This is a genomic window from Agromyces sp. NPDC055658, assembly GCF_053618155.1.
Window position 1 is genome coordinate 59078 of the sequence record NZ_JBSHHD010000008.1, and the last position, 25821, is coordinate 84898.

Below are 25821 nucleotides of genomic sequence, written 5' to 3' on the forward strand. Positions count from 1 at the left end.
GGATCTCAATCTTCCGTAAGAACTGTCTCCACGACGTCCGCTGCACGGCTAGGGAACTCGGGCCAGGCGGGCTCGAGGACGTCACGTGCGAGCGCGGCGACACCGCGTGCCGCGTCCTCAACAGGCTGGCAGAGCACGGCGTCCAGGCGGTCGGCGATCCCGGGGTAGGCGGCGTCGAATCGCCGGGCCGGTTCGAGCGCGTCTTCTCGTACGCCTGCGGCGGGTTCGATGCGTGCGCGGATCGCGCGGATGAGGTGCCCCACCGCCCAGGTGCGGACGAACTGACCGGCGACGACCCGTTCGCCGCGGCGGGCACGCCCGTAGCCGACGAGCAGCTTCACGAACGTCAGGCCTGCCTCGCCGACGGCGTCGCCCGGCGCGACGTTGCTCAGTCGCTCGCGCCCTTCGGCGACGAACGCGCGTGCACGTTCGTCGCCGAAGGTGAGGCGTGCCTCGTCGATCGCGACACCGGCGAGCTCGTCGACGGAGGCGACGGCGAACTCCAGCAGGTGGGCGTCGTCGTAGAGCACTGAGAACCCCAGCGCGCCTTCGCGGGCGAGCAGCACGATGCGCTCCGGTTCGGGCAGCCAGTCGAGTGACGCCCTCGCGGAAGCAGCCGTCTCGTCGTCGACGAGCGCCAGGAAGTCGTGGTCGGACCACCGGTCGCGTCGCGTTGCGGCGGCGGTCGAACCGACCACGACAAGGCCGTGCGCACCAGGGACACGGGCGAACCCGGTCGTGAGACGCCCGGTGAGCTCGTCGAAACGGTGCAGGTCACGCATGTGCGGACTCGAACGCCTCTCGGCGCGCAGCTCCGGCCTCCGTCGTTGCGGCGGCCGAGACGGCTCCAGTCGCGCGAACTGACCAGATGCCAAACGAGGGTCCGCTCGTGCGCCACCGGAGCCGGTCTGCGGCTCGATCGAGGGTCAGTTCGCCAAAGGTCACCGCAGGCGGCGCGAACTCGTCGACCGCACGGCCGCCGAGCGATGCAGTGGGAAGCGAGATCTCGGCGGCGGATCGGGACGCGACGACGATCTCGGCCGAGTCCTCAAGCTCCCGCACGAATGCGACGGCGTCAGCTCCCGCGTGCAGCCAGCGCAGGCCGCCCGCGCGAAGCGCCGGTGACGCGGCGCGAGCGGCCGCGAGACGCGCATACTCCGGCGCGAGAGCGGCATCCGAAGTCCAGGGGAGCGGGGTTCGTGAAGCTTCGCCGTCACTGCCACGCAGACCGAATTCGTCACCCGCGAAGATGACCGGCGTGCCCGGCAGGGCAAACGACAGACCTGCCGCGACCAACTGCGCTGCGGTGTCGGCCCGTTCCGCGAACCGCGGGGTGTCGTGCGTGTCGATCGCGTTCATCGCGAGGGATCGCACCGCCCACGGCATCGGGGCGCTGAAACGACGGAACGCCCGGGCGAACGACTCCGCCGACGCGGCCGGTGTCTGCTCGTACGGGATCCCGTAGTGGTGCACAGGTGCCGTCTCCGGTTCGCGCAGCCAGTGCCACAGGGGACGGGTGAACGCCGAATAGCTCATGGGTGCATGCCACCCGGAACCGTCGAAGTCGCGGCTGGAGTCGTTCGTCGACTCCGCGAACAGCACGCTGCCGGGCGCGACTTCGTCCATCGTGCGACGCACCGTCCGCTGCACAAGCGTGTTCAGGTCGTCCTCGCCCTGCCGCCCGGTCATGTTGGCGACATCGATGCGCCAACCATCAAGACCATAAGGAGGAAGCAGCCACTTCGCCACGACACTGTCCGGCCCCTCGATGAACCGCCGGCGCAGTTCGTGCGAGTTCCAATTCAGCTTCGGCAGGCTCGGTACGCCGTACCAGGCGACGTAGTCCGTGTGAGCTTCGTCGTTCCAGTAGTAGAAGTCGGACTCGGCGGCCGACGGGTTGCCGCGGGCGGCGCGGAACCACTCGTGCGCATCGCCGGTGTGGTTCGTGGTGAGATCTCCGATCACTCGGATGCCTCGCGCGTGTGCCGCTTCCACCATGCGGATGAGCGCCTCGTCGCCGCCGAGCATCGGGTCGACCCGATCGAAGGTGCTCGCGTCATACCGGTGGTTCGACTGTGCAGGGAAGAACGGGGTCAGGTAGATGAGCGTCACTCCCAGTGTCGCGAGGTGATCGAGCCTCTCGGCAACACCGTCCAGATCGCCCCCGAAGAACTGGCGAGGGGTGTCGTGGCCGCGGTGCACCACGTCGTCGTTCCACGATGCGGTGATCGCCCAGGCGGGGGCGGGGCGGGTCAAGGCGGCCGCGGAGCGCGCGAAGCGATCAGGGAAGATCTGGTACATCGTCTGCTCGGTCGCCCATTTGGGTGGCGCCGGGAAGGTCGTCGCGCGGTAGTCGAGCGCGTCGAGCGGTTCGACTTCGTCAATGCCTTCGCCGTTGAGCCAGAATGCGCGCCCTTCGGCCGCGTTCAGCAGGAACCGGTAGGACGTCACGGGATTCGCGACCGTGAAGGCGCCCTCCCACCACTGCGCGTCGTCACCTGCGATGGGGACCTCGACCCGGCGCATTGGCAGGAACTGCGGCTCCCCATCGACCACCACGCGGAGCCATACGCTCGACACCGTCCCGAAGGTGCGGGGGACTCGGACGCGGGGCCGCCGCACATCCGTCGCCGCGTCGGCGGGGGCGGGCGAGTAGAGCTCGGAGCCATCGTGGTGGGGAAGATCGTGCCAGCGCATACGCCTGCCTTCATTCATGCGCCCGAAAGCGCGCTCGGGGTACGGCGGCAGGACGCCGCACGGATGGTCGGGGAAACGATAGCAATCATTTGCGTCGCATGAAAGTTCTTGCAGATCGCTGCTCGGATGGCTGTAGCATCCCTCCGTGACCAACTCGATCCTCCCCACCGGGCCCCTCGCAGACGTCGTGTTCAGCGCAATCGAACCGCTGCCTGAGTCGCTGCGGAACCACAGCCTCCGGACCTTCCTATTTGCCGAGTTGATCGCGCAAGACGCGGAGCCGGCCGGTTACGACCGGCAACTGCTGTTCGCCGCGACCGCGATGCATGACCTCGGCCTGGGCCCGGACGCCGAGGGGCAGCAACGGTTCGAGGTGGAGGGTGCAGACCTCGCGGTGTCCCGACTGATCGCGCACGGGCTCGGCGAACAGTATGCGGACGAGGTCTGGGAAGCGATCGCCCTTCACACGTCAGGTGGCATCGCGGAGCGCCGTGGACCCCTCGCACGGCTGACGCGCGCAGGCGTTCTCGCTGATCTGGGTCGCCACCCCATGATCTCGGTGGAACGGGCGGCCGCAGTTCACGAGCAGTTCCCCAGGCTCAATGCCGTGCGGTCGATCGTCGACGCGGCTGTAACGCACGCAGAGCGCTCCCCGTCGGCTGGGGCGCCCTACACGCTGGCCGGCGAGCTTGCGCGCGAACGCCGGGCGGGCGGTAACACCAGGCTCGAAGCGGGGGCCATCGACGTGCCTTGGTGCGACTAACTGCACCGTGCAGGACTTGTCGGCGGCCCATCAACGGCGCGGTGGGATCGGTTCGGCCCGGCGAATGGCGCCCTCCCGCGCATCCCAGGAGGCGACATTGGCCGCTCCCGCGGCGGGTTGACGACGAAGAACCACCGGGTCTGCGACGGGAAGCGACGCGCGCTGGCGTTCGTTCTCACGCGGGCAGACACCAGTGTGTTGACCACTTGCAGCGCCGCTCGGCCAACACCCCGCCGTCAGAGAGCAATGGGCGCCGTCGGTCTGGCCTTGCCTGACCGCGATTGCGGCCCGATCGATCTGGATACCGGATCATCTCGATGAATCGGGGGCCCGGAGTCGTGCACCAAACCGACGCGGCCGTTGGGATCCCACCCTTCGGCAACACAACCTGGCACGATCGTGCGCCGTCGCCGGCTGGCGCTGTGACCAGCCATGAGCTGGGGTGCGCAACGTCCACGCTGTGGGGACGAGCAGTTAGGACCCGGGAGTCGCCGCATGTTCAACCGTCGAAAGGAATTCGTGGCGCCGTCGCTGGGGGACGTGCGGAAGCGGGCCCAGATTCTGATCATCGATGACCAGGAGTGGCCGCACCAGCGACAGCTCGAGGTCGATCATTTCCATGTCACTCGATGGTTCGATGTGGAAGATACCGACAGTCTTACGGACGGTAGCTACGCGCTGGTTCTGCTTGACATCAATGGGGTCGGCTTGCGTCACTCGCCCGAACGCCAGGGAATCGGCATCCTCGACCACATCAAGAAGTCGAACCCTGCGCAAGTGGTGATTGTGTACTCCGCCAACCCGCAGGGCGTAAAGGACGCCATGACTCTCGCCAAGGCGGATGCGGTCATGGATAAGGCGAGCTCGTACTTCGAGTTTCGCGAACAGATCGACACGCTGCTCATGCGACGTGCCACCCCCGATCACTTCATCGCATCGATGAATCTGGGCCTCGGCGCTGACGCGGCAAAGGCTCCGAAGGCAGTGCCGCTCGCTCTGAAGGCGTTGAGGACGGGAAACCTCGGACCGCTCGACTCCTACCTTTCGAAGACCCTTGGAAACGAACACGTCCGCGAGGTCGCGGCATTCGTCATCAGCGTGGGAATCAAGGTGCTGAAGGACACGATCGCGTGAGCGACGTCTGGAAGCTGTACCCGTTTCCGACCATGACGGATAGTTCGATATCGGACGGTTCGCTGTTCGACGTCCACCGCGACTGTGCGCGGTGCCCCACGCGTGAGTGCGTCGATGATGACACCAAGGAGTACGGCGTTCCCAAGCTGTGCCGATATGGCCTCACCTACGCCCGCATCGACAAGGATCGCGTGACCGCTGGCCTCGTGGCGCCGGACATTCCCAGCCCGACATCGAGAGCGAAAAAGCGCATCCGACTGGAGCGCCAGCGGCATGTTCCGTCGGCGAGGCTCAAGCATTCTGTCGACGCAGTACGCGAGCTCGGCCCCGGCGTTGTCGACAGTTTTGAAGCGAACCGCGAGGTCGCAGTCGCGTCGTTGAAGTCCGATCCGGATATGCAGCGAGCGGTTGCAGCGCAGTTGCGGCGTGATGCCGAGAACGACCTGAACCAGAGCCACGATTTCATGCAGATGGTGAAGCGCGTCAAGAGTTACGCAGAGGCGTTGCTTGCGGAGCGCTTCCCCGACTTGGCTCCGGAAGAAGCGGCCGAGCAACTACACAACGAAGGAGCGATCTTCTTCGCGACGCAGCTCATGGTCTTCAAGATGAACTCTCTGCAGTACATCAACGAAGTAAACAGGGCAATGGGGCGCGAGAGCACGTTCGGCATCCACCCGCTCATCCTGAAGTACAAGCGCATCTACGACTGGGATGCGAACATGAAGAATCTCAAGATTCATCTTGGTCAGACCTTCAGACAGGCGCGCTACAACGGGGATGCAATCGGGACTCTGATCCAGGCGCTCCTTGACAACATGGTGAAGTACGCGCCGCCTCGTTCCGAGGCGAGCATCGCCTTCGTCGAGCACGCACAATCGGTTACCGTACAGTTTCGTTCCCTGGGCCCCCTGATCGAGGAGGACGAGCTGAAGAACATCTTCGTCATGAAGGTGCGGGCAAAGGCGGCACGACGAGCAGAGAGCGCAGGACAAGGGATCGGGCTCGCCGCGGCGAAGCACATCTCCGACGGACTGCGCCTTGGGATTGTGTGCGCCCAGGAAGCCCAGGAGCAGCCGCGCTTCCCTGGGTTCTACCTCACGACCTTTGAGTTTGAGCTTGCGACGGTGTCCTGAAGGGGGCCCTCCACGAGTAACCCGACGGGGCGGCCGAATTCTCGGCTCACCGTGCCAAGAATTCACTTGTCGCGGCTAACCGGATCTGGTCCGAGTTCTCGGCTCACTGAGCCGAGAATTCGCGCTTCGAGGCGTCGGTTGGCCTCGATACGCTGAGCCAGCGATGTTGGGATTTTCGAGGAAGGAGTCGCGTGTGGCAGCAGGCCGCTTGCTGGACTCGGTGTTGGCGATCCCGTCAACGACGATGGCGATGAACTTCTATCTTCCCGACAGCGACGTAGAAGGCGACTTTCGTACGACCGCCGTTGAACGGTGTGATCGTCTTCTCGCTCACCTCGACCGCGTGAGCGACGGAGACATCGTCATCGTCGGTGAAGCACCGGGTTGGAAAGGTGCGCGTCAGTCGGGAGTGCCGTTCACCTCAGCCAAGACTGTCGGACTCCAGGGCTCCAGCGAGGCAAGCGCGACCATCATGCACGGCATGCTCGCCGCTCTGGGAATCGCCGACCGTGCCTTGCTGTGGAACGCCTTCCCACTCCATCCCCACCGAGCCGGCTCGCCGCGGACGAACCGGACTCCGACAGATTCCGAACTGGCCGCCGGTATGGATTCGCTCCTGCTGGCAGTAGCCGGCCGGCGAGTCATCTGCGTCGGCAACCCTGCGCGAACGAGTATCGAGAGACTCCTTGGTCTCGAGGTGCCTGGGGTCGGAGACGCATCCGCCAGCAGTCGCGTAGTTGCCCTCCGGCACCCTGCCAACGGGGGTGCCCCAGAGTTCAGATCCGGAATCGCGGCTCTGGGCGAGCTCTGGGATCTCTGACGCGAGTGGACAATCTAGTTGGCGGAGTTGCGAGACAAACTGTTGGCGGGAAGGCCCAGGACGGCCTTCTGGGGGACAATCTAGGGAGTAGCCCAACAGCCGTTTCGCCGGTTCTCGCGCAACCTGTCGTCGCGGCGTTGCCGGCCGCATCGACAATGGCAGCCCGATCCGACTCGCACGCCCGCAGATCGGCGTGCCGGCCGACCTTGTCGAACATCGCAGTCGTCGGCAGACTGGCACCACGACGCGAGGAGTCTGCCATGGCCGATCAGGACGTCCCGAGCGGAGGCACGCCAGCCATCTTCCGCGAGCGATGGCGAGTCTCGGATCGGCGGGCCGCCGCACGGGCCGAGACGTGTGGCGGGTGAGACGGGAGTGACGACGTCGCACGTGATCAAGCCGCTCACTCCCGAGACCTTCCCGGCGTGGTTGGCGCTCGCGCAGAAGCACAACGGGGTCTGGGGCGGGTGCTACTGCTCGTATTTCCACGGCGACACGGAGCGCACCGTCAAGGACGATTACGACCGGCCGACGTTCAAGCAGCGACTCGTGGCGGAGGGCGTCGCGCACGCCGCGCTCGTCTTCGACGGCGACGACGCGATCGCCTGGTGCGAGTACGGCAGTCCGGTCGAACTGCCGAACATCTACCACCGCAAGCAGTACGACGCCGGCGAGACCACGCCGGCGCCGTGGCGCATCACCTGCTTCTTCGTCGACCGCGACCATCGACGGTCGGGAGTGGCACGAGAAGCGCTCGACGGCGCGCTCGAGCTGATCGCCCAGGCCGGCGGGGGCGAGGTGGTCTCGTTCCCCAACGAGCTCGCCCCCGGCAAGCGGACGTCGTCGTCGTTCCTCCACAACGGCACGAGGGCCATGTTCGAGAAGGCGGGATTCACGTTCGAGCGGCACATCGGCAAGAGCAAGACCGTCATGCGCAAGACGGTCGCACCGGCCCACGGCTGACGCCGGGCTCGCCCGGTCGGTTCGCCGAGTGGCGGGCTCAGCCGGCGGCCTTGCGGATGTGCTCGGTGATGCGCCGTTCCGTCTCGGGGGTGAGCGCGAGCAGCGCGAACGAGGTCACCCAGATGTCGCCGTCGTCGAGCTGGGCGGCCTCCTCGAAACCGAGCGTCGCGTAGCGCGACTCGAACTTGGACGCGGGCTTGAAGAAGACCACGATCTTGCCGTTCGCGTCGGCGTAGGACGGGAACCCGTACCAGGTCTTGGGGAACAGCTGCGGCGCGACATCCTTCACGATGCGGTCGATGCCCTCGGCGATCGCGCGGTCGTCATCGGGCAGCGCGGCGATCGCTTCGCGGATCGCCTTCTCGCCCGCCTCCCGCGTCTTGCCGGCCTTCGCCTCGGCCCGCAGCTCTGCCGCGCGCTGCTTGACGGCGGCACGTTCGTCGGCGGAGAGTCCGTCGGTCTTCGTCGTAGCCATGGGTTGCTCCTTCTCGATGTCTTCCGGTCAAATACGATCTGCCTTCACGGTACGGAATCGAGCACCGCGGCGCTTCTCGAATCCTGATCGAGCTCGCCCGATCGCCCGACAGCGCACGAAGCCGTGCAGGAAGCGCCCGAAACGCAGCGCCGGACATACGGAAGGAGGAGGGGATCGGGCGCCGATGGGGAATACCGCCGACAATGGTCTCAGCACGGTCCGGCGACGGCGCGATGCACGCATCAGGGAGAGCGACGAGATGAGACCCCTTCGATACTCGATCAACGTGACTCTCGACGGCTGCTGCCATCACGAGGCAGGGCTCCCTCCCGACGAGGAGTCGATGCGCTACTGGACCGAGGAGATGGAACGGGCCGACGCCCTGCTCTTCGGACGGGTGACCTACGAGATGATGGAGGCGGCGTGGCGGCGGCCCGCCGCGGGCACGTGGCCCGACTGGATGGACGAGTGGGAGATCCCGTTCGCCGAGACCATCGACCGGGCGAAGAAGCACGTCGTGTCGAGCACGCTGAGCGGCGTCGACTGGAACGCTGAACTCGTGCGAGGCGACGTGGGGCGAGCGGTTCAGCGGCTCAAGCAGGAGCCGGGCGAGGGCCTGTTCGTGGGTGGCGTGACGCTCCCCCTGGCGCTGGCGGACCTCGGCTTGATCGACGAGTACGTGTTCGTCGTGCAGCCGGTCCTCGCCGGGCACGGGCCGACGTTGCTCGCCGGCCTGCGCGAACGCATCCGGCTCGAGCTCGTCGATCGCCACGAGTTCCGGTCGGGCGTGGTCGCCATGCGATACCGGCCCGCGCGAGTCACGGCGTGACGACCCCGATCCGAGAGCACAGCGGACCTCGGCGCGCGGTCGCGGTCGAGGTCCGAGGCGATGGCCTCAGTCGAGCTCGCGCAGCGGTGACGTCAGCGCTCCGCCGGCATCGCCGGTGTTGACCGTGCCGTGCGGCTCGAAGAGCACGGCGTGCACCTCGGCGTCGGCGCGCGGGCAGTGTTCGACCCCCTTCGGCACGACGAACACGTCGTCGGGGCCGAGCACGACGTCGCGGTCGCGCAATTGGATCGTGAGCTCACCGCTCAGCACCATGAAGAGCTCATCGGTCTCGGGGTGGCTGTGCCACACGAACTCGCCGAGGAGCTTCACGACCTTCACGTCGTAGTCGTTGACGCTCGTCAGCCGGTGCGGCTGCCACGGCTCGGGCACGGCGGCGAGGGCCGCCCTGAGGTTGCGCACTTCATCGCTCACTCCAACGAGCCTACGACGGCGACAGGGATGTCGCGGAGACATCCCTGTCGTTGAACGAGGCCCTGCGGCAGGATGGCCGCATGGCACTCCAGTTCACCTCGATCGTCGAACCGCACGAGAAGATGCGCGGGCTCGAGGTGCCGCCAGAGGTGGTCGACGGGCTCGGAGGCGGCAAGCGACCGCGTGTCGTGGTCACGATCAACGGTCACACGTGGCGAACCCGTCTCGCGATCATGCTCGGACGCAACCTCATCGGCTTCAGCAACGCGAACCGGGCGGCGACCGGGGCCGAGGTCGGCGACGAGGTCACCATCGGCCTCGCGCTCGACGACGAGCCGATCACCGTCGACGAGCCGCCGGAGCTCACCGCGGCGCTCGATGCCGACCCGACCGCTCGAGCCGCGTTCGACGCTCTCACCGTGAGCCGGCGTCGTCAGCAGGCGCGGGTGATCGGCCAGGCGAAGGGGGCCGACACCCGGTCGCGCCGCGTCGAGAAGCTCCTCGCGCAGCTGCGCGATTCCGCGACCGACTGACCCGTCCGCCCGCCCCGCGTGTGTATGAGGGCTCCACGCACCGACGCGGTCACCGCGGCCGGCGGTCGACGGCGACACCGACGGCAACCGGGCGCTCGATGCTCACGGCACGTGGCGGCCCGGCTCGCCGTAGCGCGCCAGGAAGAGCGCGACGGCTCTCGCCGAGGCATCCGCCGCCGGCTCGGCCTCGACGCCGAGCAGAGCGGCGTTCAGCGGGGCGCCGACGACGAGCCACGTGAACTCCTCGGCAGCCGCCCGGGGGGCGTCGGCCTTCAGCGCGCCCGCTCGGCGCAAGTCGTCGAAGGTGTCCGCGAGATCGGAGACGTTGCGCTGCCAGCTCTCCTCGAAGTAGATGGCCGCGACCTCGGGCTGCGTCTTCGCCTCGTTGATGACCAGTCGTCGCATGGCGACGACGTCGGGCGAGAGGATGGCGCGCAGGAGCGTTTCACCGAGCTCGACGAGCCCGTGCTCGACATCGGGCGCCTGCGCGAGCCGGTCGAGCGCCGGCCGCATCGCGCCGCGACCCGAGGCCGCCCAGTCGGAGACCACCGCGCGGTAGAGCGCCGACTTCGATGGATGCTCCCGATACAACGAGCTCTTCGAGATTCGCGCACGCGCGGCCACCTCGTCCATCGTCGCGGCGGAGTAGCCGCGCTCGAGGAAGACGGCCCGCGCCTCGGCGAGCAGTGCCGAGCCGGTGAGCCCGGGCGGACGCCCGCGAGCAGAAGTGGGAACCGACATGGTTCCAGTTTAGTACTTGACAGGACTAAAACGAGACGCGTACCGTACTGAGTACTCACCAGTACTGAAAGGGGCACCGCATGGCACTCCTCGGCGTCGCCCTCGCCACGGTCGTCTCGTTCATCGCAAGCGCGGTGCTCTACGCGATTCCGCCGGTCTCCCGGCTCATCGGCGCGCGGAGCACCCCTCGCCCAGGCATCCCGGTCGTCGTCCAGATGCTGCTCGTCGTCCTCCGCAGCCTCGTCATGTCCCTGCTCGTGCTCGGCCTGATGGTCGCCGGCGGTTGGCACGGAGCGGCGGCCGGCGCGGTGCTCGGACTGGCGTTGGCCTCACTGCCGGCGGTCCTCCTGCTGGGGTCGGTCGTGCACGAGAACACGCCGATCCCCGTCGCGCTCGTCCACCTCACCGACTGGCTGCTCAAGCTCGTCATCATCGGCGCCCTCGTCGGCGCCTTCACCTGATCGGAGCAACGACATGACCGACACGAGCGGACCGCTCGACATCACCTTCACCTCGACCCTCGGCAAGGTGCGCGAGGGTGACACCTGGACCTGTGCCCAGCTGCCCGACTCGGCGACGATCTTCGACACCCGCGGCCTCGTCAAGGTCGAGGGCACGATCGACGGCGAGCCGTTCCGCGGCGCGTTCATGGCGCTCGGCGACGGCACCCACAAGCTGCCGGTCTCCGCGGCCGTCCGCAAGCGCATCGGCAAGACCGACGGCGACTCGGTCACCGTCCACCTCACCCGCCGTCTCAGCTGAGCGTTGCGGGGCGCGGCGCCCGCGACGGTGCGCCGCCGGCCGCGCCGACGCGATGGTAGGAATGGCAGGTGCCGATCCTGCCGAAAGAACGTGATCCGCGGCTCATCACGATCCGTCGTGGCGGAACCCTGAGCGACGACGACCACCACCTGCTCGCGGAGTGGGCGATCGCGTGCGCCGAGCACGTGCTGCCCCTCTTCGAGGACGCGCAGCCCGACGACCCGCGGCCGCGCGAGGTGCTCGAGGTCGCACGCGGGTGGGTGCGCGGCGAGGTGCCGATGCGCGAGGCGCATCATGCGGCGTTCCACGCGAACGCCGCGGGCCGAGGCCGACCCGATCCCGTGAAGTTCGCTGCGCTGTCGGTCGGGCAGGCGGTCGCGGTGGCGCACGTCGCCGAGCACGAGCTCGGGGCGGCGGCGTATGCGATCCGTGCGGCCACGGCCGCGGCACCCGTTGATGACGGGGATGCCTCGGAGCGGGCGCGGCTCGCCGAGCGCGACTGGCAGCGCGACCGGCTGCCGCCGGCCATCCGCGATCTCGTGCTCGACGATCAGCGGCGCCGCAGCGCGATCTGCTGGAACGTCTTCGATGAGTGAACGGCTCGGCCGGGCGTACTTCGGGGTGCAGGCGGTCGCAGGACTGGCGTGGTGGCTCGCGGTGTTCACGGTGCCCGTCGTGCGGGGCGCCACGCTCGGCGGGCTCGACCCCATGGTCGTCGCCGTGCTCGACCTCCCGCTGTTCGTCGGGGCCTCGGCGGTCGCTGCGTGCGGCGTGCGCGCGGCGGCGTTCGTCGCGACAGGGTGGACATTGATCGTCACCGCGGGTCTCACGGTGTACGCGACGCTCAGCACCGAGGCGGGCTGGGGTGTGCTGCTCATGGGCGCGGCGTCCGTGGCATCCGTGGTGGCTCTCTGCCTGATGGTGCTGGGACGCGTGCCGACCGAGTGGATGCTCGTCGGGCCGTTCCGATTCCGCCGGGCGGACGAGTCGGCGAAGACGGTCGCACACCTCGCGGCGACCGCCGTGCAGATCGTGGTCTTCTGGGGGCTGCTGCTCGGAGTCGTGCCGGCGGTGATCGCCTGGCTCGAAGTGCGGTGGGGGCTGGCCGTGCCCGCGCCCGGCTGGCTGCTGCCGTTCGGTGCCCTCGTGTTCGCGCTCGCGAGCGGCCTCGGCATCTGGTCGGCGGTCGCGATGGCGACCCGCGGCGCCGGCACTCCGCTGCCCGCGGCGACCGCGAACCGGCTCGTGATCACCGGGCCGTATCGCCTCGTGCGCAACCCGATGGCATTGGCGGGCATCACGCAGGGGGTCGCGGTCGGTCTCATGCTCGGCGCGTGGCTGGTCGTCGCCTACGCGGTCGCGGGCGGGCTGTTCTGGAACTTCGTCGTGCGCCCGCTCGAGGAGGCCGAGATGGAAGCGAGAATCGGCGATGAGTTCCGCCGGTACCGCGCGGCGGTGCGGTGCTGGGTGCCGCGGTTCTCGGCGACGCCACTCGAAGTCTCCCGCACCTGACGTCGACCGCACCGAGTTCGATCCGCTCGTTCCCGGGAGGCTGTGACCCGCGCACCTGGCCGTGCGATTCGCGTGTCGTGATCTCCCGACCCGGGCCACCCGCATCGAATCGGTTCGATAGGCTGCCTTGGCAACGCAAACATCTGAAGCCCCCGCAGAGACCCGCCGAGAGCCCCATGACCACCTCCCTCACCACCGGCGCCCCCTGGCGCGTCATCCTCGTCTTCGCGACGCCGTTGCTCATCGGCAACGTCGTGCAGCAGCTCTACCAGGTCGCCGACGCGATCGTCGTCGGGCGCTACCTCGGCATCGACTCGTTGGCCGCGGTCGGTGCGACGGGGTCGCTGCTCTTCCTGCTGCTCGGATTCGCCTGGGGGTTGACCTCGGGATTCGCCATCCCGACGGCGCAGGCCTTCGGCGCCGGTGACTCCGCCGCGGTGCGCAGCTCGGTGGCGACGGGCACGATGCTCACCGCCGCGATGAGCGCGTGCCTCACGATCGCCGCCCCGTTCCTCGCCGAACCGACGCTGCGCCTGCTGCAGACCCCCGAGGAGCTGCTCGCCGAGGCGACCGTGTTCACGCAGGTCAGCTTCCTCGGGGCTGCCGCGGTCATGTTCTTCAACTACCTCTCCGCTGTGATCCGGGCGCTCGGCGACTCGCGCACGCCGCTCGTGTTCCTCACGATCGCGTGCGTGCTGAACGTGGGCCTCGTCGTCGTCATGGTCGGCCCGCTCGGCTGGGGCGTGGCGGGAGCGGCGTGGGCGACGGTCGTCGCGCAGGCCGTCTCGGTCGCCCTCTGCCTCCTCTACGTGCGCCGCCGCCTGCCCGTGCTGCACCTGCGCCGCTCCGACTGGAGGGTGTCGCGCGGCGAGCTGCGCGAGCACCTGCGCATCGGCATGGCCATGGGCGTGCAGACCTCGATCATCGCGATCGGCACGCTCACCGTGCAGGTGGCGCTCAACGAGCTCGGCGCCGACGCGGTCGCCGCGTTCACGCTGGGATCGCGGGTCGAGTCGATCGCGGTCGCGCTGCTCTCGTCGTTGGGCCTCGCAGCTTCGATGTTCGCCGCGCAGAACCTCGGCGGCAAGCGCCCCGACCGCGTTCGTCGCGGCGTCGTGCAGGCGACCTGGATGTCGATCGGGGCAGCCGTGGCGATCGGGGCCCTGCTGATCATGTTCGGCGAGCAACTCGTGCGGTTCTTCGTCGGCGAGGGGTCGAACGACGTGGTGGACGCCGCCGCGCTCATGCTCTCCATCGACGGCTTCACCTACTCGCTGCTCGGCGTGCTGTTCATCCTGCGAGGAGTGCTGCAGGGGCTCGGCTACACCGTCGTGCCGACGGTGACCGGGGTGATCGAGCTCGTGATGCGCGTCGCGGCCGCGGTCGTGCTGGGGTCGATATTCGGCTTCGTCGGCGTCGTGCTGAGCAACCCGCTCGCGTGGCTGGGCTCGGTCGCGCTGCTCATTCCCGCCTACGTCCGCGAGCATCGCCGTCTGGGTCGGCTGCCGGTCGAGCCGCTCGCGGCCACTCCGACCACGCCGGTCGCGGTCATCGGGCCCGTGGACGGGTCGATGACCGTCGACGCCGTCGTGACCGGATCGGTGCCGGTCCATCGGCCCGCCGAGGACGATCAGGATCCCGACCTCGCGTCGAACGTCGAGACCCGCTGACCAGCGCAATCGCGTTCCGGACCTCGCGGTGGGTCTAGCCGCGCGCGGGCAACGCGCGTACCGTCGAGCGCATGACGAAGCTCATCGAGAACCTGGCGGATTCGGTGCCCAGGTGGGGCGCGAAGGTGGCGTACGGCGAGAAGTCGACGATCGACGGGCGCGAGTTCGTTCCGGTCGCGCTCGTGGCCTTCGGGTTCGGCGGGGGTGAGGGCTCCGGCGACATGCCGGAGACCGAGAAGACCCCGGCCGGTCGGGGTGAGGGCAGCGGTGGCGGTGGCGGTGGCTACGCCGTGCCGATCGGGGCGTACATCGGCGGACCGGATGGACTGCGATTCCGCCCCAACACGATCGCCCTCGCGGTGGTCGCGGTGCCGCTCGTGTCGGCGGTCGGCGCCGCCCTGGCGATGATCATCGGCGCGAGCCGGTTCGCCCGCTCCCGCTGACCGCAAGCCCGAACGGAAGCCCGACCACCCGCCGCGACCCGGTTCCTCCACCGAGGTGACGAACGTCGCCGAGCCCGACCGCATCGGTCGCCCGGCGCTGATCGCCACCCGGCTTGTGCTGCGTCGCGTCGCGATCTACCATTGCCTCGCGCGATAAACGAATAGCACGTTCGAATATCGAACAACGCGAGGCATCCATCTCTCGAAACCGCCGGGTGCCTCGTCACGACGACGTGAGGAGCCCACCGTGCAGTTCCACCACCACGGCTACGTGTCCGGCGACCCCCGGGTGCTCCCGGCCGCAGGGGTCGGCATCGACCGCCCCGAGGAGCTGCCCGACGAGATCGACGTGCTCATCGTCGGCTCGGGGCCAGCGGGCATGCTGCTGTCGGCGCAGCTCTCGCAGTACCCCGACGTCGTCACGCGCATCATCGAGCGCCGAGATGGCCGGCTCGTGCTGGGCCAGGCCGACGGCATCCAGCCGCGCAGCGTCGAGACGTTCCAGGCGTTCGGCTTCGCCGAGCGCATCATCGCCGAGGCGTACAACATCGGCTACATGAACTTCTGGGGCCCCGACCCCGCCGACCCGCAGAACATCATCCGCACCTCGCGCACCGAGGACTACGGCTACAAGATCAGCGAGTTCCCGCACCTCATCGTGAACCAGGCGCGCGTGCTCGACTACTTCGCCGAGGCCGCCGCCCACGGGCCCGGCCGCATCGTGCCCGACTACGGCATCGAGTTCACGGGCCTCACCGTGCACGAGGAAGGCAGCGAAGGCGCGGCGTCGGGCTACCCCGTCGAGGTGCGCGTGCGCTACACCGCGGGCGAGCGCGCCGGCGAGGAGCGCACCGTGCGCGCGAAGTACGTCGCGGGCTGCGACGGCGCGCGCAGCGGCGTGCGCGAGGCGATCGGCCGCAAGCACATCGGCGCCATGGCGTCGCACGCGTGGGGCGTCATGGACGTCGTCGTGAACACCGACTTCCCGGACTGGCGCACGAAGTGCGCGATCAACTCGGAGGCGGGCAACATCCTGCACATCCCTCGCGAGGGCGGGTACCTCAGCCGCATGTACATCGACCTGGGGGCCGTGGCCGAGGATGACGACCACGAGGTGCGCAAGACGCCGATCGAGGCCATCATCGCGAAGGCCAACGACATCCTGCACCCGTACACGCTCGACGTGCGCCAGGTCGCGTGGTTCAGCGTCTACGAGGTCGGCCACCGGGTGACCGACCACTTCGACGACCGGGCGAACGACGACGAGGATGCCTCGCCGCGGGTGTTCCTCACCGGAGACGCCTGCCACACCCACAGCGCGAAGGCCGGCCAGGGCATGAACGTCTCGATGCAGGACGGCTTCAACCTGGGCTGGAAGCTCGGTTCGGTCGTCTCGGGGCTCGCGCCGGCGTCGCTGCTCTCGACCTACTCGGCCGAACGGCAGCCCGTCGCGCAGCAGCTCATCGACTTCGACCGCGAGTGGTCGTCGCTCATGGCGCGCAAGCCCGAGGAGATCTCCGACCCGCAGGAGCTCGCGACCTTCTACCTCGGCACGGCCGAGTTCCCGTCGGGGTTCATGACGCAGTACGGGCCCTCGATGATCACGGGCGACGCCGCGCACCAGGAGCTCGCGACCGGGTTCCCGATCGGCAAGCGGTTCAAGTCGTCGCAGGTGTCGTTCGTGTGCGACGGCAACGTCGTGCACCTCGGCCACCACGCCAAGGCTGACGGCCGCTGGCGCGTCTACGCCTTCGCCGACGCGCCGGCCGCGGGCGAGGCATCCGCCCTCACCGACTGGGCCGAGTGGATGGCGACCGCACCAGAGTCACCGGTGTCGCGGTTCACGCCGGCGGGTGCCGACGTCGACGCGGTGTTCGACGTCAAGGCGATCTACCAGCAGCGGCACGACGAGCTCGACATCACCCGGGCGCCCGAGGCGTTCCGGCCGAAGACCGGTCCGCTCGCGCTGATGGACTGGGAGAAGGTCTTCGCCGCCGGCCCGAGCGTCTGGTGCCCGACCGACATCTTCGAGGAGCGCGGCATCTCGCGCGACGGTGCGGTCGTCGTCGTGCGCCCCGACGGGTACGTCGCGCACGTGCTGCCGCTCACGGCGACGGCCGAGCTGGGCGAGTTCTTCGCGGGGCAGATGCTCGAGCGCTGAACCCGGGCCCGTCGAAGGTGCACTCGTGGCCCGGAAATCGGGCGACGAGTGCACTCTCGGGGCGCAGAGGCCGAGTCGTCAGGCGCCCGAGGCGCGCCGCAGGTTCGCCGAGGCGACGAGCAGCCGCTGGGCGAGCTCGGCCTCGGGCCGGGGGAACGACACGTGGATGACGGCGATCGCCGCCGGCGGCTGCCCGGGCAGGTTGAGCGGCACGGCGACCGATCGCAGCGACGGCACCACCTCGTCGTGGCTCACGGTGTACCCGCGGGCACGGCTCTCGGCGATCTCGGCGCGCAGGGCCTCGGGCACGTCGTCGGGCCAGCGCGACTCCGGCAAGCCCATGAGGATCGCCTTGCCGGGGCCTCCGCGCGTGATCGGGTGCCGGTGCCCCGGCCGGTACGACACGGCGGCCGTCCGGCGCGGCGACGCGCTCACGAGCGTCACGGCCTCGTCGCCGTCGAGCAGCACGGCGAGCAGGCACGTCATGCCGAGTCCTTCGGCGACTTCCGCGAGCTCGGGCAGGGCGAGCTGCTGCAGGTCGCGCTGCACCCCGGCGGCCAGTGCGGCGAGCCCGGCCCCGAGCACGATGCGCCCCCCGGCGTCGCGCGAGGCGAGCCCGTGGTGCTCGAGCGTACGCAGCAGGCGGTAGGCGACCGAGCGGTGCACGCCCAGTTCGGCGGCCACCTCGTCGATCGAGAGCGCGCGGTCGGCATCGGCCAGGATCTCGAGGATCCGGATGCCACGGCTGAGGGTCTGCGACCCCGCCTGCGCCGCCTTCATGTCTGCCGCCATGCGTCCGATACTAGAACGACCTGCTCGATCATCGGACGATGGCGCCGTCGACCCCTCGGGTGCGAGACTGACGTCGATGACCGAACACGGTGACGAGTCCCCGTCGAGCGGGCAGCCGGCGGCCGGCGACCCGCTCGGCATGAGCGACGACGAGGCGATCACGGGCGAACTCCTCGAGGAGCCGGGCCTCGCCGACGAATTGATCCGGCAGAACACGCTCATGTACGGCGGGTTGATCGGCCTCGGCGTCGTGATCGTCCAGCCGTACATCGGGAGCGACGACCTTCCCCCGCTCGGGCTCGTGACGGTCATCTCGTTCGCGTTGGCCATTCCGCTGCTCGCGATGCTCATGCTGCTCGGCAGCCAGGAGGCGTACCGCCACCGCGTGAGCCGCGCGCGCAGCGTCGGCTTCGCCCGGGGGGTCGCGATGGCGGCCGCGTGCGTCGGCACGGTGGCGGCGTTCTGGCAGATCAGCTGGATCGCGGGCGTGGTCATCCTCGTCAGCGGGGCCGTCGCCATCGGCGTCCAGAGCGCCGGGTACGTCAAGCTCGAGCCCGAGATGATGCGCAAGGCCGAGACGCTCTCGCTCGGGCGCGTCGCGGCCCGGCGGGCGGCCCGGAAGGGCCGCCGACCCGACGTGGAGCGGTGAACGAGCCGGTCGCTCAGTCGATGCCGAACTCGGCGGCCCGTCGGGCGATCTCGCGCCGGCTCGAGAGTCCGAGCTTCGCGAGGATCGCCGAGACATGATGGTCGGCCGTCTTCGGCGAGATGTAGAGGCTCGTCGCGAGCTCGGCGTTCGTCAGCCCCTTCGCGACGAGGCGGGCGACGTCGAGCTGGCGGTTCGTGAGGCCCGAGGGGTTCGACCGGGTGCTCGCCCTGCGCTGCGCGGGCAGCCCCTGGATGCCTCGATCGGCGAGCAGGGTGCGGGCGCGTGCCGCCGAGGCATCCAGCCCCATCTCCTCGAGCCGGATCAGGGCGCCGATGGCCGCCTCCCGGTCGGTGCCGTGCAGCTCGGCGAGCGACGCCTCGAACGGCGAACCGAGTGCGAACCAGGCCGCGGCCGACTCCGCGTGGCGACCGGCGAGTTCGAGCCGGTGCGGCTCGGCGATGCGGGCGAGCCCGCTCGCATCGGCATCGACGGCCCGGCCGACGCGGGCGAGCCAGACCATGAGCTCTCCGATCGCCCACTGCATGCCCGGCAATGAGGCGGCGGCGCCGAGGTGGGCCGGCGCCTCGTCGAGCCGCGCATCGGCGCCGCCGCTCATCCACCGGCGTTCGGCGATCGCGGCGAGGGCGCCGAGGATCATGAGCGACTCCCCCAGCTCGAGCGCCAGTTCCCATGCGGTGTCGAGGTGCTCGGAGACCGTCGCGTCGTCACCGCTCGTTCGCAGCTCGACGAGCCCGAGCACGAGGTTCGGCCACACCGAGGCGAGCGGCGCACTGCCTTCGTCGAGGATGTTCGAGGCATCCTCGGCGGACGCGGCCCAGTGTCCGCGAAGCAAGTGGAGCCGTGCCCGCATGCCCGTCTGCCACTGGTAGCAGATCGGGATGTCGCGTTCGACGGTCAGCGGGATCGAACGGGCGAGCACGGCCTCGGCCTCGCGGAAGCGGCGCGACTCGATGTCGATCGCAGCCAGATTCGAGAACGCCGTCGTGCCGACCTCGTCGAGCGAGCGGTCGAGTGCCTGCGCGGCACGCAGCAGCAGCCGGGGACGGCCGGACGGCTCGCCCTCGACGAGAGCGGCGGCCGCCTCGGTGATGGCGAAGCGGATCGCGGCGGGGTCGTCGTGCGGGCCGGCCGGCGCGTCATCATCGTGCTCGGCCTCGAGCAGGATGGCGCGGGCAGCGGCGAGGTCGTGGCGCCGGTAGGCGAGATAGGCGAGCGTGGCACGCGCCGACGGCCCGTTCGGCGTGCCGTCGCTCGCCGCGACCGCGAGCTCGGCATGGTGCTCGGCGGCGGCACGCCGCGCCGAGTAGTACTCGACCACGGCGCGCCGGTCGTGCGCGGCTGCCGCGCCCTCGCGGTCGCCGAGCTGCTCGCGGAGCCGCAGCGCCGCATCGATCGACGCGATCGACTCGGGCAATCGGGACACCATGTACTGCTCCGTGCTGAGGAGCTCGAGCATCTCGGCGCGCTCGCGGCGGTGAGTGCGCTCGTCGCCCAGGTGTGCGAGTGCGAGCTCGAGGAAGGCGACCGCCTCCGAGTGCGACCCGGTGCGCGTCGCGACGTCGGCGGCGAGGGCCGCGTATCGCCGGGTGCGGGCGTCGTCGCCGGCCGCCTCCGCGTGGTGCGTCAGCACCGCGTAGTCGTTCGAGCCGAGCGCCTCGAGGGCCGTGAGCAGCCGTCGGTGCAGCAGGCTCGCGCCGCCCGGTCCGGCCGAGTCGAGCACTGCGAGCCGGGCGAGTTCGTGGCGGAACGCGATGCCGCGCCGGGCTCGCACGATGAGCCCGGTCGCCTCGAGGCGACGCAACTGCGGCAGATCGATGCCGAGTCCGGGCAACAGGCGGTCGTCGAGCGCGTCGGGTGCCGAGGCGATGAGCTGCAGGGTCTCCAGGTCGTCACCGTCGAGCGCGGTGGTACTCGCGAGCACCGCGTCGCGGATCGTCGACGGCAGCCGCTGGTCGGGATGTCGCGCGATCTCGCCGACGTAGAAGGGATTGCCGCCCGTGAGCTCGTGCGCGCGGCCCGGGTCGACCCCGGTACCGGCGAGCACGGCTGCGACCGACGCGACCGACAGCGGCTGCATCGTGATCGACGACGCCGTCTCGAGTCGAGCGACGTCGCCGAGGAGCGGGAGCAGCGGATGCCCGACACCGATGACGGTGTCGCGGTAGCTCACGATGAGCAGCACCGGCAGCGCGTCGATGCGGCGCACGAGGTAGCGCAGCATCTCGACCGAGGCGGCGTCGATCCACTGCGCGTCCTCGATGACGAGTACCGTCGCGCGGTCGGCGACCGCCGCGACGAACGCGCCTTCGCCGTCGAGCGGGGATGTCGCGCCACCGCCCGGTGCGACATTCGAGCCGCCGGGCCGCGAAATCGCATCGAGTTCGCCCAGCGCGTCGGCGATGGGGCCGAGCGGCCGGGGCGTGGTCAGCGGATCGCAGAGGCCGCGGAGCAGGCGCGGCCCCGAGGCCGGTGCACTGCCGAACGCGGCGCGGATGAGGCTCGTCTTGCCGGCGCCGGCATCACCGGTCACCGTGACGACGCGGCCGCCCTCTTCGATGCGTCGCGCCCCGTCGCGGAGCGTCGCGAGCTCGGGCTCGCGCTCGAACAGCCCCATGACAGCAGCGTACGTGTCATGGGGCCGGTTCGGGTGGGCGGTTTCGAGCATGCCGGCGGCTGGGGAGCCGACTCGCTCAGAGCAGCCGGCCGCCGACGGCGCCGCGCTGCGAGTCCGCGCGAAGCCGGGCGGCGATCCGTCGGTTCTCGAGGGCGAGCGCAACCGTCTCATGGCTGAGCGGGTCGCGTCGTCGGCGTCGCCGGGCGAACGCGCCGACGACGGCGAACGCATGTGCGACGTGCGCCGTCAAGCGGCCCCTCAACGCGTCGACGTGCTCGGCCGCCGCGGCGCTCGACGCGAACACCACGGTCGTTGCGGTGTCCATGGCCATCACGCCATCTCGGCGGCCGTGTGCGGGCCGAACTCGGCGACGACCTCCGAGACGAGGTTCGCGGGGAACCCGCCCCGCCGGGCGTGCTCCCGCACCGTCTCGGCGTCGTCAGTGCGGTGCACGCAGTACAGCTTGTCGCCGGCGACGTAGGTGGTGACCCAGTCGTACTCGACGCCGAGCGAGTCGACGGCGGCGTTCGAGACCGTCGAGATCTCTGCGAGTTCGGCGTGGCTCAGGCGAGCCGCGCCGGGCACTTCGCGTTCGATGATGAATGTCTTCATGGTTCCGTTCCTTCGAGTGCGTCCGGCGGCTGCCGGACGAAACAATGGTCCGGTCGTCGGGCGTTGCGGGGCATCGGGAGAACCTCCCCATGTTCGGCCGAGGTGCACTCCCCGCGACGAGTCCCGTGCGCGAGCGCGCCGACGACGCGGTCGAGTAGCGGGGTCGAACTTCCGTCCGGTGAAAGAAGTGCAGATCCTTCGAGGCGAATCGGGCGGAAAACCTTCGTCACCGCCGTTCGCGCGTCTACGCTGATGCCGAGCCTCGCTGCGACGGTCACAGGCACGCAACGATTCCGCATAACGGAACGTAACTTTCACATTAAGGAAGTTCTGTGACCATACAGTGGGTGCTCGGCATGCAGCACCGTCGCCGCAGCGGGGTCCTCCCGTCCCGCGTCGACGGTGACGCACGCTGAGGCGGTCGCACCCGGCGACCGTCTCGACGAGGCAGACGAGAAGGAGCACCGCATGACGCGCATCGGGGTCGTCACCGAGCAACCGCCCGAGACCAGGGTCGCCGCGACGCCGGCGACCGTGAAGCAGTTGATCTCGCTCGGCTACGAGGTGATCGTCGAGGCCGGTGCGGGCGCCGCCTCCGCGTTCCCCGACGAGGCCTACGTCGACGCCGGTGCGACGATCGTCGGCACCGCCGAGGCGCTCGCCGCCGGCGTCGTGCTCAAGGTCAACGCGCCGACGGAGGCCGAGATCGCCAGCCTGCAGCCCGGTGCGACGGTCGTCGGCCTGCTGGCCCCGGCGTTCAAGCCCGAACTGCTCGAGGCGCTGGCCGGACGCGGCGTCACCGCGCTCGCCATGGACGCGGTGCCGCGCATCTCGCGCGCCCAGTCGATGGACGTGCTGAGCTCGATGGCGAACATCGCCGGCTATCGCGCCGTCGTCGAGGCCGCGCACGAGTTCGGCCGATTCTTCACGGGCCAGGTCACCGCCGCCGGCAAGGTCCCGCCGGCGAAGGTGCTCGTCGCGGGTGCCGGCGTCGCGGGGCTCGCGGCGATCGGGGCCGCCTCCAGCCTCGGCGCCATCGTGCGCGCGACCGACCCGCGCCCCGAGGTCGCCGACCAGGTCAGGTCGATCGGCGGCGAGTACCTCAAGGTCGAGGTCGAGGTCGAGCAGTCGACCGACGGCTACGCCAAGGCGACGAGCGAGGCCTACGACCGCCGCGCCGCGGAGATCTACTCCGAGCAGGCGGCCGATGTCGACATCGTCATCACGACGGCGCTCATCCCCGGACGCGCGGCCCCGCGGCTCATCACCGCGGCCGACGTCGCGAGCATGAAGTCGGGCAGCGTCATCGTCGACATGGCAGCCGGCATGGGCGGCAACGTCGAGGGCTCGGTGGCGGGCGAGCGCATCGTCACGCCGAACGGCGTCGTCATCCTCGGCTACACCGACCTCGCGTCGCGCCTGCCCACGCAGGCCTCGCAGCTCTACGGCACCAACGTCGTCAACCTGATGAAGCTCATCACCCCGGGCAAGGACGGCGAGCCGTCGCTCGACTTCGACGACATCGTGCAGCGCTCGGTGACGGTCGCGAAGGACGGCGCGGTCACCTGGCCGCCGCCGCCCGTGCAGGTCTCGGCCGCGCCCGCCGCGGCATCGCCGAAGCCGGATGCCTCGGCCGAGGCATCCGCGACGCAGAAGCAGCCCATGTCGGCCGGCAGGAAGGTCGCGCTCATCGCGGTCGGCGTCGCCGCGCTGTTCCTCGTCAACGCGGTCGCTCCCCCGCCGCTGCCGCAGCACTTCACGGTGCTCGTGCTCGCGATCGTCGTCGGCTTCTACGTCATCGGCAAGGTGGCGCACGCGCTGCACACGCCGCTCATGAGCGTGACGAACGCCATCTCGGGCATCATCGTCGTCGGCGCGATGGTGCAGATCACGAGCGACCAGCCGGTCGTGCAGATCCTCGCGGCGGTCGCCGTGCTGCTCGCGAGCATCAACATCTTCGGCGGATTCGCCGTGACCCGACGCATGCTGGCGATGTTCGCGAAGGGTGCCGCGCCCGCCGCCGCGCCGACGGCCCCTGCCGCCGCCCGCGCCGCCGCCAAGGCCGAGACTGGAGCCGACCGTGCCTGAGACCACGACCCTGCTGACCCCGGCGTCGATCGCCGGAGCCGCCTACATCGTCGCGGCGCTGCTGTTCATCATGAGCCTCGCGGGGCTCAGCCGGCACGAGACCTCCCGAGCCGGGGTCGGCTACGGCATCGCAGGCATGGCGATCGCGCTCGTCGCGACCGTATGGGTGACGTTCGCGGGAGCGCGGGGAACACCCGCGGTGACGACCGGGCTCATCCTGCTCGTCGTCGCGGTGATCGTCGGCGCGGCGATCGGCCTGTGGCGAGCCCGCGTGGTCGCGATGACGGGCATGCCCGAGCTCATCGCCCTGCTGCACAGCTTCGTCGGCCTCGCAGCCGTGCTCGTCGGCTGGAACGGGGCGCTCGATGAAACCGGCATGACCGGCGCGCTCCTCGACATCCACCACGCCGAGGTCTTCATCGGCGTCTTCATCGGCGCCGTCACGTTCACCGGGTCGATCGTCGCGTTCCTCAAGCTCTCGGCCCGCATGAAGTCGGCGCCGCTCATGCTGCCCGGCAAGAACGCGCTCAACCTCGGCGCACTCGTCGCCTTCGTCGTGCTCACCGTCTGGTACGTCGTCACGCCCGAGCTGTGGCTGCTCGTCGTCGTGACGCTGCTCGCGCTCGCGCTCGGCTGGCACCTCGTCGCCTCGATCGGCGGCGGCGACATGCCGGTCGTCATCTCGATGCTGAACAGCTACTCGGGCTGGGCGGCGGCCGCTGCGGGCTTCCTGCTCAACAACGACCTGCTCATCGTCACCGGTGCGCTCGTCGGCTCGTCGGGTGCCTACCTCTCGTACATCATGTGCAAGGCGATGAACCGGTCGTTCATCTCCGTCATCGCGGGCGGCTTCGGGATCGCCGCGCCGTCGTCGAGCGGCGAGGTCGAGGGCGAGACGCACGAGGTCGACGCCGAGGCCGTCGCCGCACTGCTGAGCGACGCCTCGACCGTCATCATCACCCCCGGCTACGGCATGGCCGTCGCCCAGGCGCAGTACCCCGTGGCCGAGCTCACGAGCCGGCTGCGCGAGCGTGGCGTCGAGGTGCGGTTCGGGATCCATCCGGTCGCCGGTCGCCTGCCCGGGCACATGAACGTGCTGCTCGCCGAGGCGAAGGTGCCGTACGACATCGTCGAGGAGATGGACGAGATCAACGACGACCTCGCGGCGACCGATGTCGTGCTCGTCATCGGCGCCAACGACACGGTCAACCCTGCCGCCGCCGAAGACCCGGGCAGCCCGATCGCGGGCATGCCGGTGCTGCGGGTGTGGGAGGCGAAGAACGTCGTCGTGTTCAAGCGCTCGATGTCGGCCGGCTACGCCGGCGTCGCCAACCCGCTGTTCTACCGCGACAACGCGCAGATGCTGTTCGGTGACGCGAAGCAGCGCGTGGAGGACATCCTGCGGGCGCTGTAGGCGTGAGCGAACGGATGCCCCGTGCCGCACGTCGGCGCGGGGCATCCTTCGTCTCAGGCCGGGTTCACCGCCGGTCGTCGTCCGGGCTGACGACCGTGAGCGGTCCCTCATCGGCGGTCGGCGGCTCGAAAGCGTCGAAATACGCGCCGGCCAGCGCCTCGTCGAGCGGGAAATCGTCGGCGTGCTCTGCACCGCGCGCCAGCACGCGTCGCACGACGACGTCGCGAGGTGCCGCCACGTACACGGTCTCCGGCTCGATTCCCTCGCTTCGCACGAGCGCCCGGTACCGATCGCGGTCCTGACGCGACCAGAACGAGAAGTCGAGCACGACGTCACGTCCCTGCTCGATCGCGCGCTGAAGTCGGGACTGCAGTTCGGACTCGATCTCGGCGTGCACGTCGGGCGCGAGCGGCATGCTGCGGATGCCTCGTCGCCATGCCTCGACGTCGAACGAGAGTCGGACCATGCCTTCGGACTCGAACCGCCGGGCGATCGTGGACTTGCCGGAGCCCGCCGGGCCGCACATGAAGAGGACCCGGCTCATGCGTCAAGCCTATTGGGCG

27 protein-coding genes are annotated in these 25821 nt (G+C 69.6%); 17 read left to right on the forward strand and 10 right to left on the reverse strand.

Annotated elements, in window-relative coordinates:
• Positions 1-5: 5 nt before the first annotated feature.
• Positions 6-782, reverse strand: a complete 777-nt coding sequence (locus ACWGPE_RS05710; protein ID WP_452048314.1) for a hypothetical protein — start codon at positions 780-782, stop codon at positions 6-8.
• Positions 775-2697, reverse strand: a complete 1923-nt coding sequence (locus tag ACWGPE_RS05715) for an alpha-amylase family glycosyl hydrolase (protein ID WP_452048315.1) — start codon at positions 2695-2697, stop codon at positions 775-777. The genes ACWGPE_RS05710 and ACWGPE_RS05715 overlap by 8 nt, the downstream gene beginning before the upstream one ends.
• 145 nt (positions 2698-2842) lie before the next feature.
• Here ACWGPE_RS05715 and ACWGPE_RS05720 point away from each other — a divergent pair, with 145 nt between their 5' ends.
• The 5 genes from ACWGPE_RS05720 (at position 2843) to ACWGPE_RS05740 (ending at position 7510) form a co-directional block, all read left to right on the forward strand.
• Positions 2843-3460, forward strand: a complete 618-nt coding sequence (locus ACWGPE_RS05720) for an HD domain-containing protein (protein WP_452048316.1) — start codon at positions 2843-2845, stop codon at positions 3458-3460.
• A 495-nt stretch (positions 3461-3955) separates the two neighbouring features.
• A complete protein-coding gene (locus tag ACWGPE_RS05725; protein ID WP_452048317.1) occupies positions 3956-4594 on the forward strand; it encodes a hypothetical protein in 639 nt (212 codons plus the stop codon).
• Positions 4591-5727 carry an ATP-binding protein gene (locus ACWGPE_RS05730; protein ID WP_452048318.1) on the forward strand — a complete coding sequence of 379 codons (1137 nt, stop codon included), beginning with the start codon at positions 4591-4593 and terminating at the stop codon, positions 5725-5727. The genes ACWGPE_RS05725 and ACWGPE_RS05730 overlap by 4 nt, the downstream gene beginning before the upstream one ends.
• 193 nt (positions 5728-5920) lie before the next feature.
• Positions 5921-6547, forward strand: coding sequence for a uracil-DNA glycosylase (locus ACWGPE_RS05735; protein ID WP_452048319.1), 627 nt, complete (start codon positions 5921-5923; stop codon positions 6545-6547).
• 375 nt (positions 6548-6922) lie between these two features.
• On the forward strand, positions 6923-7510 hold the full coding sequence (locus ACWGPE_RS05740; RefSeq protein WP_231429275.1) for a GNAT family N-acetyltransferase: 588 nt from the start codon (positions 6923-6925) through the stop codon (positions 7508-7510).
• A 37-nt stretch (positions 7511-7547) separates the two neighbouring features.
• Here the strand turns inward: ACWGPE_RS05740 and ACWGPE_RS05745 are convergent, their stop codons facing one another.
• The gene (locus ACWGPE_RS05745) at positions 7548-7985 is read right to left on the reverse strand and encodes a hypothetical protein (RefSeq protein WP_231429276.1); all 438 of its coding nucleotides are present in this window, start codon (positions 7983-7985) and stop codon (positions 7548-7550) included.
• A 259-nt stretch (positions 7986-8244) separates the two neighbouring features.
• Between ACWGPE_RS05745 and ACWGPE_RS05750 the strand changes: the two genes are divergently transcribed.
• Positions 8245-8814, forward strand: coding sequence for a dihydrofolate reductase family protein (locus ACWGPE_RS05750; RefSeq protein WP_452048320.1), 570 nt, complete (start codon positions 8245-8247; stop codon positions 8812-8814).
• 66 nt (positions 8815-8880) lie between these two features.
• On the opposite strand, the gene ACWGPE_RS05755 is transcribed toward ACWGPE_RS05750, so the two are convergent.
• Positions 8881-9246, reverse strand: coding sequence for a cupin domain-containing protein (locus ACWGPE_RS05755; RefSeq protein WP_275506995.1), 366 nt, complete (start codon positions 9244-9246; stop codon positions 8881-8883).
• Positions 9247-9326: 80 nt separating this feature from the next.
• Here ACWGPE_RS05755 and ACWGPE_RS05760 point away from each other — a divergent pair, with 80 nt between their 5' ends.
• A complete protein-coding gene (locus ACWGPE_RS05760) occupies positions 9327-9779 on the forward strand; it encodes a YdeI/OmpD-associated family protein (RefSeq protein WP_275506996.1) in 453 nt (150 codons plus the stop codon).
• A gap of 102 nt (positions 9780-9881) precedes the next feature.
• Here ACWGPE_RS05760 and ACWGPE_RS05765 read toward each other — a convergent pair whose 3' ends face one another.
• On the reverse strand, positions 9882-10520 hold the full coding sequence (locus ACWGPE_RS05765; protein ID WP_275506997.1) for a TetR/AcrR family transcriptional regulator: 639 nt from the start codon (positions 10518-10520) through the stop codon (positions 9882-9884).
• 80 nt (positions 10521-10600) lie between these two features.
• On the opposite strand from ACWGPE_RS05765, the gene ACWGPE_RS05770 reads away from it, so the two are divergent.
• The 7 genes from ACWGPE_RS05770 to ACWGPE_RS05800 all read left to right on the forward strand — a co-directional run bounded on the left by ACWGPE_RS05770 (position 10601) and on the right by ACWGPE_RS05800 (position 17068).
• Positions 10601-10981, forward strand: a complete 381-nt coding sequence (locus ACWGPE_RS05770) for a DUF1761 family protein (RefSeq protein WP_452048321.1) — start codon at positions 10601-10603, stop codon at positions 10979-10981.
• A gap of 13 nt (positions 10982-10994) precedes the next feature.
• Complete coding sequence (locus tag ACWGPE_RS05775) at positions 10995-11282, forward strand: DUF1905 domain-containing protein (RefSeq protein ID WP_231429282.1); 288 nt, start codon at positions 10995-10997, stop codon at positions 11280-11282.
• A gap of 68 nt (positions 11283-11350) precedes the next feature.
• The gene (locus tag ACWGPE_RS05780) at positions 11351-11878 is read left to right on the forward strand and encodes a putative immunity protein (protein ID WP_231429283.1); all 528 of its coding nucleotides are present in this window, start codon (positions 11351-11353) and stop codon (positions 11876-11878) included.
• Positions 11871-12794 carry a methyltransferase family protein gene (locus ACWGPE_RS05785; RefSeq protein ID WP_452048322.1) on the forward strand — a complete coding sequence of 308 codons (924 nt, stop codon included), beginning with the start codon at positions 11871-11873 and terminating at the stop codon, positions 12792-12794. The genes ACWGPE_RS05780 and ACWGPE_RS05785 overlap by 8 nt, the downstream gene beginning before the upstream one ends.
• A 176-nt stretch (positions 12795-12970) precedes the next feature.
• The gene (locus ACWGPE_RS05790) at positions 12971-14464 is read left to right on the forward strand and encodes an MATE family efflux transporter (protein ID WP_452048323.1); all 1494 of its coding nucleotides are present in this window, start codon (positions 12971-12973) and stop codon (positions 14462-14464) included.
• Between the two features lie 71 nt (positions 14465-14535).
• Complete coding sequence (locus ACWGPE_RS05795) at positions 14536-14907, forward strand: hypothetical protein (protein WP_231429286.1); 372 nt, start codon at positions 14536-14538, stop codon at positions 14905-14907.
• Positions 14908-15154: 247 nt separating this feature from the next.
• A complete protein-coding gene (locus tag ACWGPE_RS05800; RefSeq protein ID WP_231429287.1) occupies positions 15155-17068 on the forward strand; it encodes an FAD-binding monooxygenase in 1914 nt (637 codons plus the stop codon).
• Positions 17069-17146: 78 nt separating this feature from the next.
• On the opposite strand, the gene ACWGPE_RS05805 is transcribed toward ACWGPE_RS05800, so the two are convergent.
• Positions 17147-17860, reverse strand: a complete 714-nt coding sequence (locus ACWGPE_RS05805) for an IclR family transcriptional regulator (protein ID WP_452048324.1) — start codon at positions 17858-17860, stop codon at positions 17147-17149.
• Between the two features lie 76 nt (positions 17861-17936).
• Here ACWGPE_RS05805 and ACWGPE_RS05810 point away from each other — a divergent pair, with 76 nt between their 5' ends.
• On the forward strand, positions 17937-18509 hold the full coding sequence (locus ACWGPE_RS05810; protein WP_452048325.1) for a hypothetical protein: 573 nt from the start codon (positions 17937-17939) through the stop codon (positions 18507-18509).
• 13 nt (positions 18510-18522) lie between these two features.
• Here ACWGPE_RS05810 and ACWGPE_RS05815 read toward each other — a convergent pair whose 3' ends face one another.
• The 3 genes from ACWGPE_RS05815 to ACWGPE_RS05825 form a co-directional block, all read right to left on the reverse strand.
• Positions 18523-21144 (reverse strand): ATP-binding protein, encoded by a 2622-nt coding sequence (locus tag ACWGPE_RS05815; RefSeq protein WP_452048326.1) that lies wholly within the window; start codon positions 21142-21144, stop codon positions 18523-18525.
• Positions 21145-21220: 76 nt separating this feature from the next.
• A complete protein-coding gene (locus ACWGPE_RS05820) occupies positions 21221-21469 on the reverse strand; it encodes a hypothetical protein (RefSeq protein ID WP_376930020.1) in 249 nt (82 codons plus the stop codon).
• Positions 21470-21474: 5 nt separating this feature from the next.
• On the reverse strand, positions 21475-21756 hold the full coding sequence (locus ACWGPE_RS05825; protein WP_231429292.1) for a DUF4242 domain-containing protein: 282 nt from the start codon (positions 21754-21756) through the stop codon (positions 21475-21477).
• A 468-nt stretch (positions 21757-22224) separates the two neighbouring features.
• Here ACWGPE_RS05825 and ACWGPE_RS05830 point away from each other — a divergent pair, with 468 nt between their 5' ends.
• A complete protein-coding gene (locus ACWGPE_RS05830; RefSeq protein WP_452048327.1) occupies positions 22225-23844 on the forward strand; it encodes a Re/Si-specific NAD(P)(+) transhydrogenase subunit alpha in 1620 nt (539 codons plus the stop codon).
• The gene (gene pntB, locus ACWGPE_RS05835; protein ID WP_452048328.1) at positions 23837-25258 is read left to right on the forward strand and encodes a Re/Si-specific NAD(P)(+) transhydrogenase subunit beta; all 1422 of its coding nucleotides are present in this window, start codon (positions 23837-23839) and stop codon (positions 25256-25258) included. The genes ACWGPE_RS05830 and pntB overlap by 8 nt, the downstream gene beginning before the upstream one ends.
• A 64-nt stretch (positions 25259-25322) precedes the next feature.
• Here pntB and ACWGPE_RS05840 read toward each other — a convergent pair whose 3' ends face one another.
• Positions 25323-25802, reverse strand: coding sequence for an AAA family ATPase (locus ACWGPE_RS05840; protein WP_231429294.1), 480 nt, complete (start codon positions 25800-25802; stop codon positions 25323-25325).
• Positions 25803-25821: the final 19 nt, after the last annotated feature.

Coding starts and splice junctions, on each gene's coding strand:
- ACWGPE_RS05795 (WP_231429286.1), top strand. CDS start 14,536: ATGACGAAGCTCATCGAGAACCTGGCGGATTCGGTGCCCAGGTGGGGC.
- ACWGPE_RS05840 (WP_231429294.1), bottom strand. CDS start 25,802: ATGAGCCGGGTCCTCTTCATGTGCGGCCCGGCGGGCTCCGGCAAGTCC.
- ACWGPE_RS05790 (WP_452048323.1), top strand. CDS start 12,971: ATGACCACCTCCCTCACCACCGGCGCCCCCTGGCGCGTCATCCTCGTC.
- ACWGPE_RS05745 (WP_231429276.1), bottom strand. CDS start 7,985: ATGGCTACGACGAAGACCGACGGACTCTCCGCCGACGAACGTGCCGCC.
- ACWGPE_RS05785 (WP_452048322.1), top strand. CDS start 11,871: ATGAGTGAACGGCTCGGCCGGGCGTACTTCGGGGTGCAGGCGGTCGCA.
- ACWGPE_RS05765 (WP_275506997.1), bottom strand. CDS start 10,520: ATGTCGGTTCCCACTTCTGCTCGCGGGCGTCCGCCCGGGCTCACCGGC.
- ACWGPE_RS05775 (WP_231429282.1), top strand. CDS start 10,995: ATGACCGACACGAGCGGACCGCTCGACATCACCTTCACCTCGACCCTC.
- ACWGPE_RS05760 (WP_275506996.1), top strand. CDS start 9,327: ATGGCACTCCAGTTCACCTCGATCGTCGAACCGCACGAGAAGATGCGC.
- ACWGPE_RS05715 (WP_452048315.1), bottom strand. CDS start 2,697: ATGCGCTGGCACGATCTTCCCCACCACGATGGCTCCGAGCTCTACTCG.
- ACWGPE_RS05750 (WP_452048320.1), top strand. CDS start 8,245: ATGAGACCCCTTCGATACTCGATCAACGTGACTCTCGACGGCTGCTGC.
- ACWGPE_RS05815 (WP_452048326.1), bottom strand. CDS start 21,144: ATGGGGCTGTTCGAGCGCGAGCCCGAGCTCGCGACGCTCCGCGACGGG.
- ACWGPE_RS05825 (WP_231429292.1), bottom strand. CDS start 21,756: ATGAAGACATTCATCATCGAACGCGAAGTGCCCGGCGCGGCTCGCCTG.
- ACWGPE_RS05830 (WP_452048327.1), top strand. CDS start 22,225: ATGACGCGCATCGGGGTCGTCACCGAGCAACCGCCCGAGACCAGGGTC.
- ACWGPE_RS05805 (WP_452048324.1), bottom strand. CDS start 17,860: ATGGCGGCAGACATGAAGGCGGCGCAGGCGGGGTCGCAGACCCTCAGC.
- ACWGPE_RS05710 (WP_452048314.1), bottom strand. CDS start 782: ATGCGTGACCTGCACCGTTTCGACGAGCTCACCGGGCGTCTCACGACC.
- ACWGPE_RS05810 (WP_452048325.1), top strand. CDS start 17,937: ATGACCGAACACGGTGACGAGTCCCCGTCGAGCGGGCAGCCGGCGGCC.
- ACWGPE_RS05725 (WP_452048317.1), top strand. CDS start 3,956: ATGTTCAACCGTCGAAAGGAATTCGTGGCGCCGTCGCTGGGGGACGTG.
- ACWGPE_RS05770 (WP_452048321.1), top strand. CDS start 10,601: ATGGCACTCCTCGGCGTCGCCCTCGCCACGGTCGTCTCGTTCATCGCA.
- ACWGPE_RS05820 (WP_376930020.1), bottom strand. CDS start 21,469: ATGGACACCGCAACGACCGTGGTGTTCGCGTCGAGCGCCGCGGCGGCC.